Annotated in this window: 11 protein-coding genes; 10 read left to right on the top strand and 1 reads right to left on the bottom strand. The window is 71.2% G+C overall.

The window, feature by feature from the left end:
* The coding region (locus tag B8460_RS03955) for an LLM class flavin-dependent oxidoreductase (protein WP_048860275.1) at positions 1-660 on the bottom strand (660 nt) is incomplete at its 3' end.
* 150 nt (positions 661-810) lie between these two features.
* On the opposite strand from B8460_RS03955, the gene B8460_RS03950 reads away from it, so the two are divergent.
* The 10 genes from B8460_RS03950 to B8460_RS03905 form a co-directional block, all read left to right on the top strand.
* Entirely contained in the window at positions 811-2,241 is a 1,431-nt protein-coding gene (locus B8460_RS03950) for an FAD-binding oxidoreductase (RefSeq protein WP_048860274.1), read from the top strand.
* A 70-nt stretch (positions 2,242-2,311) separates the two neighbouring features.
* On the top strand, positions 2,312-3,709 hold the full coding sequence (locus tag B8460_RS03945; protein ID WP_048860273.1) for an MBOAT family O-acyltransferase: 1,398 nt from the start codon (positions 2,312-2,314) through the stop codon (positions 3,707-3,709).
* 1 nt (position 3,710) lies between these two features.
* On the top strand, positions 3,711-4,847 hold the full coding sequence (locus B8460_RS03940) for a hypothetical protein (protein WP_048860272.1): 1,137 nt from the start codon (positions 3,711-3,713) through the stop codon (positions 4,845-4,847).
* Positions 4,848-4,922: 75 nt separating this feature from the next.
* The gene (locus B8460_RS03935) at positions 4,923-5,369 is read left to right on the top strand and encodes a host attachment protein (RefSeq protein WP_048860271.1); all 447 of its coding nucleotides are present in this window, start codon (positions 4,923-4,925) and stop codon (positions 5,367-5,369) included.
* 156 nt (positions 5,370-5,525) lie between these two features.
* A complete protein-coding gene (locus B8460_RS03930) occupies positions 5,526-6,287 on the top strand; it encodes an ABC transporter ATP-binding protein (RefSeq protein WP_241771102.1) in 762 nt (253 codons plus the stop codon).
* 54 nt (positions 6,288-6,341) lie between these two features.
* Complete coding sequence (locus B8460_RS03925; RefSeq protein WP_048860270.1) at positions 6,342-7,073, top strand: ABC transporter permease subunit; 732 nt, start codon at positions 6,342-6,344, stop codon at positions 7,071-7,073.
* A gap of 6 nt (positions 7,074-7,079) precedes the next feature.
* Positions 7,080-8,975, top strand: coding sequence for a GldG family protein (locus B8460_RS03920; RefSeq protein WP_048860269.1), 1,896 nt, complete (start codon positions 7,080-7,082; stop codon positions 8,973-8,975).
* 10 nt (positions 8,976-8,985) lie between these two features.
* Positions 8,986-10,113 (top strand): DUF4340 domain-containing protein, encoded by a 1,128-nt coding sequence (locus B8460_RS03915; protein WP_048860268.1) that lies wholly within the window; start codon positions 8,986-8,988, stop codon positions 10,111-10,113.
* A gap of 18 nt (positions 10,114-10,131) precedes the next feature.
* Positions 10,132-10,563 (top strand): NUDIX hydrolase, encoded by a 432-nt coding sequence (locus B8460_RS03910; RefSeq protein WP_048860267.1) that lies wholly within the window; start codon positions 10,132-10,134, stop codon positions 10,561-10,563.
* Between the two features lie 29 nt (positions 10,564-10,592).
* A partial coding sequence (locus B8460_RS03905) for an 8-oxoguanine deaminase (RefSeq protein WP_048860266.1) occupies positions 10,593-11,627 on the top strand: 1,035 nt, incomplete at its 3' end.

Here is an 11,627-nt window from a genome sequence, read left to right as displayed (position 1 = left end):
GGGCCGGCCATGGGCGGCGGCGGCGGCGCGCACCCGGGCGGTGATCTCGCGCACCTGCGCGCGGGTCTCGCCCCACAGCGCATAGACGTCGGCGTGCTTGCCGGCCGCGTCGATGGCCGCCTGCGACGCGCCGCCGAAATAGACGGGTATGTGCGGCGCCTGCACGCAGCGCACCTCCGGCTGCGCGCCGCGGAAACGATAGAAGCGACCGTCGTGATCGACCGGCGCCTCCGCCGTCCAGATGGTCTTCAGGATCGAGACGTATTCGTCGGTGCGGGCGTAGCGCGCGTCCTTGTCCAGCCAGTCGCCGTCGCGTTGCTGGTCGGTGTCGTCGCCGCCGCTGATGACGTGGATGGCGACGCTCCCGCGGCTGAGCTGGTCGAGGGTGGCGAAGGCGCGGGCGGCGTTGGTGGGCGACATGAAGCCCGGGCGGTGGGCGACAAGGAAGCCGACGCGGCTGGTATAGGCCGCCGCATAGGCCGCGACCTGCAGCCCGTCCGGTCCGTTCGAGTACCAGCCGATCAGCACGCGGTCGAAGCCGGCCTCCTCATGCGCCGTCATGCTGGCGCGCAGCCAGTCGAGGTCGATCGCGGGACCGCGCGGCGGATGCGTCTCCGACTGCTCGCGCGGCTGCACCATGCCGATGAATTGCAGGCTCATGCCGGACCTCCCTTAGTATGATTGGGTGCCAGACTGCCCGTAACCGGGACCGCGATAAACGAAGCGTCGGCATGGCCGGGCTGCCGCCCTTGCGTGACCCGGTCCCCGCGCGCACACCGGCCGGAAGGCTGGAAGGGGGAGGAGCGGACGATGACGGCACAGGTCGGGGCGGAATTGCTGGCCGGGCTGCGCGAGGTGCTGGGCCCCGGGGGCGTGCTGACGGACCCCGCCGACACGGCGCCCTATGCGACCGACTGGCGCCGGCTCTACCAGGGCCGCACGGCCGCCGTGCTGCGCCCGGCGAACACGCGGGAGGTGGCATTCTGCGTCGCCAGCTGCGCCGCGTCGGGCGTCGCGATCGTGCCGCAGGGCGGCAACACCAGCATGGTGGGCGGCGCGGTGCCGTCCGAAGACGGGCGACAGGTCGTGCTGAGCCTGAGCCGCATGCGCCGGGTCCGCGCCATCGACCCCGTGGACATGACCATGGAGGCCGAGGCCGGGCTGACCTTGAAGGAGGCGCAGGACGCGGCCGACGCGGCCGGCGCCAAGCTGCCGCTGTCGATCAGTTCGGAGGGCACCGCGACGATCGGCGGCGTGCTGGCCACCAACGCGGGCGGCAACAACACCGTCCGTTACGGCAACGCCCGCGACATGGTGCTCGGGCTGGAGGTGGTGCTGGCGGACGGGCAGGTGATCAACGCGCTGCGCCGGCTGCACAAGGACAACACCGGCTACTGCCTGCGCCAGTTGTTCGTCGGCAGCGAGGGCACGCTCGGCATCATCACCGCCGCCGTGCTGAAGCTGCGCCCGCGGCTGGCCGAGGTGGAACTCGCCCTCTGTGCCGTGCCGGACGAGGCGTCGGCGCTGACGCTGTTCAGCCGCGTGCGCGGACAGGACGCGGGGGCGTTGCAGGCCTTTGAATACATGTCGGCGACCGGCATGGATTTCGTGCTGCGCCACATTCCCGGCGCCGTCCTGCCGCTGGCCGCGCCCGCGCCGCACTACGCGCTGGTCGAGCTTGGCAGTCCGCGCGCCGGCGCCGGGCTGCGTGCCGCGCTCGAGTCGGTGCTGGCCGAGGCGCTGGAGGCGGGCGAGATCACCGATGCGGTGATCGCCGAATCCGGGGCGCAGCGGGCGGCCATCTGGAAGCTGCGCGAGGAGCACGCCGAGGCGCAGAAGCGCGAGGGCGCGTCGGTCAAGAACGATGTCTCCGTGCCCGTCTCCCGCGTGCCGGAGCTGATCGTGCGCGCGAGCGCCGCCTGTCGCGCGCTGATCCCCGGGGCGCGGCCGGTCGCCTTCGGCCACATGGGCGACGGCAACATCCACATGAACCTGCAGCAGCCGCCGGACATGGATCCCACCGCCTTCCTCGCCCGCGGCCATGAGGTGATGGAGGCGGTCAACGAGGTGGTGCGCGACCTCGACGGCAGCTTCTCGGCCGAGCACGGGGTGGGGCGGCTCAAGCCGGACATGCTGGCCGAATGGCGCGGCGGGGCGGAGCTGGACGTGATGCGCCGCATCAAGGCGGCGCTCGACCCCGCCGGGCTGCTCAATCCCGGCAAGGTGCTGCCGCCGGGCTGAACCGCGTGGCGGCACGCCGCCGCCGGGGGCGCCCTTGGCGCGGCGGCCGGGGGCGGTCTATCCGGGTCGGATGCTCTTCAACTCGCAGGTCTTCGTCCTGTGCTTCCTGCCGCCCGTGCTGGCGGGCTGGTATCTGCTCGCCGGGGTGCGGGCGGCGCGGCAGGCGTGGCTCGTGGGCGCGTCGCTCGTGTTCTACGGGTGGTGGGACGTCCGCTACGTGCCGCTGCTGGTCGGGCTGACGCTCGCCAACTGGGGCATCGCCCGGGCCTATGGGGCAGGCTGGGGCCGGGCGCTGCCGGCGGTCGGGGTGACGCTGAACCTGCTGGTGCTCGCGCTGTTCAAATACGCCGACTTCCTGCGAGGCACCGCTTTCGGCGTGGCGGGGGTGCCGTGGCATCCCTGGGCGCTGGTGCTGCCCCTCGGCATCAGCTTCTTCGTGTTCCAGAAGATCGCCTATCTGGTCGATCTGCGGCGCGGCGACCGCCACCAGTACAGCCTGAGCGACTTCGCCCTGTTCGTGGGGTTCTTCCCGCAGCTGATCGCCGGGCCACTGGTGCGCCACAACGAGATCATCCCGCAATTCGCCCTCGACCCGCGCCGGGCCGGCGTCTGGGAGCGGCTCGGGCGCGGGCTCGTGCTGTTCGGCATCGGGCTGCTGAAGAAGGTCGTGATCGCGGATACGCTGGCGCCGCTGGTCGACCGCGTCTGGGACCATGCCGCCGCGTCGGGTGCCGCTGTCGGGGCGGCGCAGGCATGGGCGGCCACGGGCGGCTACACGCTGCAGCTCTATTTCGACTTCAGCGGCTATTCCGACATGGCGATCGGGCTGGCGCTGATGTTCGGCTTCACGCTGCCGGTCAACTTCGCCGCTCCCTACCGGGCGATCTCGATCCGCGACTTCTGGCGGCGCTGGCACATCACGCTCAGCCGCTTCCTGCGCGACTATCTGTATATCCCGCTGGGCGGCAACCGCTGCGGGCCGTGGCGGCAGGCGGGCAACGTGGTCGCGACCATGCTGCTGGGCGGGCTGTGGCACGGCGCGAACTGGACGTTCGTGGCGTGGGGCGGCCTGCATGGCGGGGCGCTGGCCGTCGCGCATCTGTGGGAAGGCTGGGCCGGGCGGCGGGGCTGGCGGCTGCCGGTCCCGGTCGGCTGGGCGCTGACGCTGCTGTTCGTCATGGCGGGGTGGGTGCTGTTCCGCTCGCCCGACTTCACCATCGCGGCCCACATGCTGGCGGCGCTGGCCGGGGTGCAGGGATGGCACGGCTTCCCGCTGGACCGCGAATACGTGGTCGCCCTCGCCGGCGGGGCGGCGGTCGCGCTCGCGGCACCCACGAGCCAGGCGATCGCGCTCGGCGCGTGGCGTCCGCGCCTCCTCTACGCGCTGCCGGCGGGCGCGCTGCTGGCCTGGGCGCTGCTGCTGACCGGCGGGCGGCTGCCGACCACCTTCATCTATTTTCAGTTCTGACGTGACGGGACCGGACACGCGGGAGGGGGCGTGGCGGCGCTTCTTTGCCGCCACCGCCGCGCTGACGCTCGCCGCCCTCGCGCTGTTGTACCTGTTCGTCGCGATCGTCGATCCGTTCGACGACCTGCCGCTGTCGCCGCCGTTCGATCGCGTGCCGGTGGCCAGCAACGCCCGCTACGCGCACCCGGCGCTGGCCCGCTCGCCCGCGTTCGACAGCGCGGTGATCGGCACCTCGACCAGCCGGCTGCTGCGTCCGGCCGTGCTTGACGCGGCGCTCGGCGGCGCGCGCGTCGTCAATCTCGCGATGAATGCCGCGACCGCCTATGAGCAGTCACGGATGCTGGAGCTGTTCGCACGGACGCACCCGCATGCCCACTTCGTACTCGTCGGTCTGGACGTCGCGTGGTGCGGCGCGGGCCCGCGAGGCGTGCCCTATGGCCCGCACTACACGCCGCGCCCGTTCCCGGAATGGATGTACGGCACGAACCGTTGGGCCGGATACGCGCACATCCTTAACCTGGACGCGCTGGAGGAGGCGGGGCGGGAGGCGGGCATCCTGCTCGGCCTCAAGCGCGAGGTGTACGGGCGCGACGGCTACACACGCTTCGTGCCGCCGGATGCGCAGTACGATCCCGCGCGTGCCGCACGCCACCTCGCGCTCGGCATCACCTTCATGCCGCCGGGACCGCAGGCGCCGGGGCCGGACGGCTGGTATTTTCCGGCCCTCGAACGGCTGCGCGGTGATCTGGCGCGTCTGCCGGCGGCGACGCGCGTGCTGCTTTATTTCGTCCCGTACTATGTCGGCATCCAGCCGAGGCCCGGCACCCCGCAGGCCGCGCTGTGGACCGCCTGCAAGGCGCGCGTCGCATCCATCGCGGCGTCGCGGCCCGGCACGGTCGCCGCCGACTTCATGATCCCGAGTGCGATCACGCGGGCGCCGGACCATTACTGGGACCCGCTGCACACCCGCCTGCCGGTGGCCGACGGCCTCGCGCGCGAACTCGGCGAGGTGATGCGCGGGCAACCCGCGCCCGACATGGTGCTGCTCGCGCCCGCCGGGGCGCAGTCGGTGCCGGTGGTGCCGGCGGTCGGGCCCGGCGCCGAGGAGCGGACGGTCCCGGTGGACCGGGGCGGTTGATTCCGATCAGTGCGGTGCATCGCCGGGCCGGCCAGGTTGCCTCCTCCGGCAGCGCCGCCGGGCGGAGAGGTCATCATGGTGCATCACGCCCGCCTTTGGATCGTCATCATCGACGGCGAGCATGTCCGCTTCCTGATGCCGCAGCCGCATCGGCGGGAGTTGCACGAAATCTCGGCCCGGACGTCGCCGCACGCGGGCGTTCGGTCATCGGCGCTCGGCACCGACCGCCCGGGACGCAGCTTCGAGAGCGTCGGTGCCACGCGGCACGCCATCGAGCCGAAGCACGACGCGCACGAGAGGGCGAAGGCGGCCTTTCTCCGTGCGGTCGCCGAGGAGATCAACCGTGCGGCGGCCGAGGGACGTTTCGATCACCTCGTCGTCGTCGCGCCGGTGGACGAATTGCCGATGCTGACCGAGGCCTTGTCGGCACAGGCCTCGGCGAGGGTCGTGGGCCGGCTCGGCAAGGATCTGGTGAAGGTGCCCATCCACGCCCTTCCCGACCACCTCAATGAGTGGCTTTAGGCCGCCTCCGCCGATGGTCGCCGCATCCGGTCGATCCGGCCGTCGGGGCGTGTCATTTTGGATGAAGCCTTCTCCATCCTGACCCGGGTCCGGTTTGCATCCCGGCCGTGATGCGCTATGCCGCCGGCCACGGGGGTGGGGTCGGAGATGGCAAACGTGCAGGCCACAGAAGCGACGGGCGCGGGCGCCGCGCTGATCGAGATCGACGGCCTGACCAAGCGTTTCGGCACCTTCACCGCCGTGGACCACGTGTCGTTCGCCGTGCGGCGCGGCGAGGTGCTCGGCTTTCTCGGGCCGAACGGCGCGGGCAAGTCGACCACGATGAAGATGCTGGCCGGCTTCATGACGCCGACCGCCGGCACCGCGCGCATCGCCGGCCACGACGTGCAACGCAACCCGGTCGCCGCGCGCCGCGCGCTCGGCTTCCTGCCGGAAGGCGCGCCGACCTATCCCGAAATGACGGTGAGCGGCTTTCTTCGCTTCTGTGCCCGCGTGCGCGGCTATCACGGCGCGGAGATGGGTGCGCGCGTGGCGCGGGCGGCGGAGCTGACACAGCTGCGCGAGGTATTGCTCCAGCCGGTCGAGACACTGTCGAAGGGCTTCAAGCGCCGCGTCGGCCTCGCGCAGGCGCTGCTCCACGACCCGCCGGTGCTGGTGCTCGACGAGCCCACCGACGGCCTTGACCCGAACCAGAAGCACGAGGTGCGGACGCTGATCGCGCGGATGGCGCCGGAGAAGGCGATCGTCATCTCCACCCATATCCTCGAGGAGGTGGAGGCGGTGTGCACGCGCGCCATCATCATCGCCCGCGGGCGCGTCATCGCCGACGCGACGCCGCAGGCGCTGGCGCAGCGGCACCCGAGCGGGCGGCTTGAGGAGGTTTTCCGTCAGCTCACGCTGCTGCCCGAGGCTGCCTGACGTCCGGTCCATGATCGCCATGCTGCGCGAGGCAGCCGCCCACGGGAGAGTCCGATGCGCAACATCCTGACCATCGCCGGGCGCGAGCTCGGCGCCTATTTCGCGACGCCCGTCGCCATCGTCTTCATCGTGATCTTCCTGCTGCTGCAGGGCACGCTGACGTTCAACCTCGGCGGCTTCTTCGACCGCGGGCAGGCGGACTTGACGCCGTTCTTCAACTTCCTGCCCTGGGTGTTCCTGCTGCTGGTGCCGGCGATCACCATGCGCCTCTGGGCGGAGGAACGGCGGCTCGGCACGATCGAGCTGCTGCTGACGCTGCCGGTGACGCAGGGGCAGGCGGTGATCGGCAAGTTCCTTGCCGCCTGGGCGTTCTGCGCCATCGCGCTGCTGCTGACGTTTCCGTTCATCATCACCGTCAACCTGCTCGGCCGACCGGACAACGGCGCGATCCTGTCCGGCTATATCGGCGCGCTGCTGGTCGCGGGCGCGTTCCTGTCGGTGGGCGCGGCGGCGTCGGCGGCGACGAAGAACCAGGTGATCGCCTTCGTCCTCGCGGTCGCCGCGTGCTTCGTCTTCGCGGTCGCATCCTATCCGGTGGTGACGGATTTCCTGTCGCGCAACGCGCCTGTGCTGTCCGATATCGCCCGGCGTGTCGGCGTGCTCGACCGGTTCGCCAACTTTGCCCGCGGGCTGATCAGCCTGCGTGACGTGATTTATTTCGCGTCGTTCATCGGGTTCTTCCTGTGCCTCAACACCGTCCTCGTGGACGCGCGCAAGGCGAGCTGACCCGGCATGAGCCGCACCCTCTCCACCCTGCTCGGCGTCATCGGCGCGCTCGCGCTGGTGATCGGCGTCAACCTGTTCGCGGACACGCGGCTGGCGACGGTCCATGCTGATCTGACGCAGCAGCATCTCTATACCCTGTCGAACGGCACGCGCTCGGTGCTGCGCGGGCTGAAGGACCCGATCACGCTGCGGCTGTTCTACTCCCGCGCCCTCGGCACCGCCGTGCCGTCCTATGGCACGCTCGCCGACCATGTACGCGAGCTGCTGCGTCAGTACGCCGCGCTGTCTCACGGCAAGCTGCGCGTGCAGATGTACGACCCCGAACCCTACAGCGACACCGAGGATCGAGCCGTCGCCTATGGGCTGCAGGGCGTGCCGCTCGATCAGTCGGGCGAGCAGGTCTATTTCGGCCTCGTCGGCACCAATATGCTGGACGACCAGAAGACCATCGCCTTTTTCCAGCCCGATCGCGAGCGCTTCCTCGAATACGACCTGACGAAACTGGTGCAGGAGCTGTCGAACGCGAAGCGGCCGGTGGTCGGGCTTATGTCGTCGCTGCCGCTGGAGGGTGATCCGCGGCAGGCGATGATGGCGATGCGCACCGGCTCGCGCGCCGGCGCGCCGTGGCTGTCGATACAGCAACTGCGCGAGGCCGACACGGTCAAGTCGCTCCCGCTCGACACGCAGGTCATCCCGGCCGATGTCGACGTGCTGCTGCTGGCGCAGGCGCAGAACCTGTCGGATGCCACTCTGTATGCCATCGACCAGTTCGTGATGCGCGGCGGCCGGCTGATGGTGATGGTCGATCCGCACAGCGAAATGGAGGCGATGGCCGGCGGCCCGAACGGCATGCCGGCGCTGGAGACCTCGTCCAATCTCAGGAAGCTGTTCGATGCCTGGGGGATCACCTTCGATCCGACGCACGTGGTCGGCGACCTCGACGGCGCGTGGCGGGTCCGCTCGCATGACGGCGACGGCATCGCGGCCGTGGATTACGTGCCTTGGTTCAACATCCGCGACGGGATCGCGCATGACGATCCGGCGACCGCCGACCTGCAGCAGGTGACGGTGGCCGCGGCGGGCGTGGTGGGCAAGAAGCCGGGGGCGGCGATCGAGTTCCACCCGTTGCTGACGAGCGGGCCGCAATCGGGGCTGATTTCGGTCGATCAGGTGCGCAACCCCAACCCGGCCGAGGTGCTGGCCGATTTTCACGTGGCGGGCGGCCCGCGGGTGATCGCCGCGCGCATCCGCGGCATCCTGCATTCCGCCTTCAGCGGGCCGCCACCGCTGGCCGCGGGGCAGAAGCGGCCGGCCGATTTCCCCGCCTACCGCGCGCAGACGGCGAAGCCCGCCGATCTGGTCGTCGTGGGCGACACCGACATCCTGGCCGACCGGTTCTGGGTGAAGACACAGGACTTCTTCGGCCAGACACAGGCCGAGCAGTTCAGCGACAACGGGCCGTTTCTCGTCAACGTGATCGGGACGCTGGCGGGCGGCGATGCGCTGATCGGTCTGCGCAGCCGCAGCGACAGCATCCGTCCCTTCGACGTCGTGCTGCGCATCCAGAAGAAGGCGGAGGCGGAGTTCCGCGCGACGGAGAAGAAGCTGCAGACGCACCTGCAGGAGACGGAGAAGGAACTGCGCGACCTGCGCGCCGGCAGCGGCGGCGATCAGGCGACGATCACGCCGCAGCAGGCGGCGGCGATCGAGGATGTCCGCACCGACGTGCTGCACACGCGCGAGCAGTTGCGGCAGGTGCAGCTGCATCTCCGTCAGGACATCGCGGCGCTGGAGACGGAGGTGAAGGTCGGCGACATCGTCGCGGTGCCGGCGGTGCTGGCGGTGCTGGCGATCGTGCTCGGCTACGCGCTCCGGCGCCGGCGCATGCGGGGGCGGGCGTGAGGAGGCGGCAATGAGGGCGCGCAGCGGCATCACTCTGTTCGTGCTCGGCCTTGCGGTGCTCGCCGCCGGCTGGGTGTTCGGTCCCGGGAGCGTCGCGACCGAACGCATGACGATCGCGCGCGGGACGCTGATGTTCCCCGCCCTGCCGGCGCGTCTGGCGGATGCGGCGCGGATCGAGATCGCCAAGGGTACGCAGCGGCTGACGCTGGTGCGCACCGGCAGCGGCAAGGACGCGGCCTGGGGCGCCGCGCAGCACGACGGCTACAAGGTGCTGCCGGCGAAGGTGCACGCGCTGCTGACGTCGCTCGCCGAATTGCGGCTGCTGGAGCCGCGCACCAGCAATCCGACGCTGTATGCCCGCCTCGGCCTCGCCGATCCCGCCAAGCCCGCGGGCGCGGCCGCTGCCGATCAGGCGACGACGGTGCGGGTGCTGGGGCCGGACGGCAAGCCGATCGTGGCGGTCGATCTCGGCCGGCATCACGCGACGCAGCGGCCCGGCGGCGGCGGCGGTGTCGCGACGCTGTATGTCCGGCGTCCCGAACAGGCGCGCACCTGGCTCGCCTCCGGCAACATCGACGTGGACCCGGACGCGCAGGACTGGCTCGACCGCGACATCATGAACATCGAGGGGCCGCAGGTCGTGCAGGTGACGACGACGCGCGGGGCGACGACGATCGATCTCGTGCGCACCGGCGGGCGGCCCGACGCGCCGCTGTCGGTGCTGCGTCCCGACCCGCATCCGCCGGTGGACGACACCAAGCTGGATGAGACGGGGCGGGCGCTGGAGCTGCTGTCCTTCGATGACGTCCGCAAGGCGGTGCCGCAGGCGCCGGTCCTCGCGACGACCGTCTATCGCCTGCGCTCCGGCATGGCGGTGACGGTCACGCTGCTCGGCGAGGACAAGGATTCATGGTCGCGTTTCGCCGTCAGCGGCCCGGGATCGGCGGCGCTGGCGAAGGTGGTGGACGGCTGGGACTATCGTCTCGGCAACTACAAGAACGAGTTGCTGGCGCCGACCTTCGCCACGCTGAAGCCGCCGCCGACGCCGGTCACGACAACGGGCGACCAGTTGCAGGGTCTGATCCATCCCGGCGCGCCGGCGCTGCCTCCCGGCCTCACCGCGCCCGGCGGGCATTAGGCGGGGCGTCGGGAGGCATTGAGCCGCCTCTATCCCGACCGTCCGATCGTCGGCATCGGTGTCGCGGTGCTGCGGCCCGGCGCGGTCCTGCTGGTCCGCCGCGCCCGGCCCCCGGCGCTCGGCGCATGGAGCCTGCCAGGCGGGGCGCAGGAACTCGGCGAGACGGCCGAGGCGGCGGCGCGGCGCGAACTCGACGAGGAAACCGGGCTTGCGGTGGGACCGCTGCTGCTGGCGGCGCAGGTGGACAGCATCCACCGCGACCCCGACGGGCGGGTGCGCTATCACTACACGATCATCGACTTCGCCGCGCGCTACGCGGACGGGACGCCCCGCCCCGGCAGCGACGTGTCGGCGGTCGCGTGGGCGGATTTCGACCGGTTCGACGAGTATGCCCTGTGGGACGAGGCGCGGCGGGTGATCGGCCTGGCAAGGCGCTTGCTGGACCTGTAGCCCACTCCGCCACCCACACGGAGCGTCCCATGCGCCGGCTGCTGCTGCGCAACGCCGATCTGATCGTCACCATGGACGCGGCGCGGCGCGACCTGCGCGGCGGCCATGTGATGATAGAGGACGGCTGGATCATGGCGGTCGGCGAGGGGCCGCCGCCGCCCGACCTCGCCGCCGACGAGGTGATCGACCTCGCGGGCCATGTCGTCCTGCCGGGGCTGGTCAACACGCATCACCACATGTTCCAGAGCCTGACCCGCGCCGTGCCGGCGGGGCAGGATGCCGAACTATTCGACTGGCTGCGCGCCCTCTATCCGATCTGGACGCGGCTGACGCCGGAGATGCTTCGCGTCTCCGCGATGCTGGCGATGGCGGAGCTGATCCTGTCGGGCTGCACCACGTCGAGCGATCACCTGTACCTGTTTCCCAACGGTGGCCGGCTCGACGACACGATCGAGGCGGCGGCGGCGATCGGGCTGCGCTTTCATGCCATGCGCGGGTCGATGAGCGTGGGGGAGAGCGACGGCGGCTTGCCGCCGGATGCGCTGGTGGAGACGACGGACGCGATCCTGCACGACACGCGGCGCGTGATCGAGGCGTATCACGACGCAGCCCCCGGGGCGCTGATCCGCGTGGGCGTGGCGCCGTGCTCGCCCTTTTCCGTCAGCCCCGACCTGATGCGGGAGTCGGCGTCGCTGGCGCGTGCCTACGGCGTCGGCCTGCACACGCATCTGGCGGAAAGTGCGACCGACATCGCCTACAGCCGCGAACGGTTCGGCCAGACGCCGGCCGAGTATGCCGAGGCGCTGGGCTGGCTCGGCCCCGACGTGTGGCACGCGCACTGCGTCCGCCTCGACGCGGATGGTATCGCCCGGTTCGGGCGCACCGCGACGGGCGTCGCGCACTGTCCGTGCTCGAACATGCGCCTCTCGTCGGGCATCGCGCCGGTGGCGGCGCTGCGCGCGGCGGGGGCGCGGGTGGGCATCGGCGTGGACGGCTCGGCGTCCAACGACGGCGGCAGCCTGATCGGCGAGGCGCGCCAGGCGCTGCTGCTGGCGCGCGTGCTG

The organism is Acidisphaera rubrifaciens HS-AP3 (assembly GCF_000964365.1).
In the GTDB taxonomy this organism is placed as follows: Bacteria; Pseudomonadota; Alphaproteobacteria; order Acetobacterales; family Acetobacteraceae; genus Acidisphaera; species Acidisphaera rubrifaciens.
This window is presented reverse-complemented; position numbering and strand designations above follow the sequence as displayed.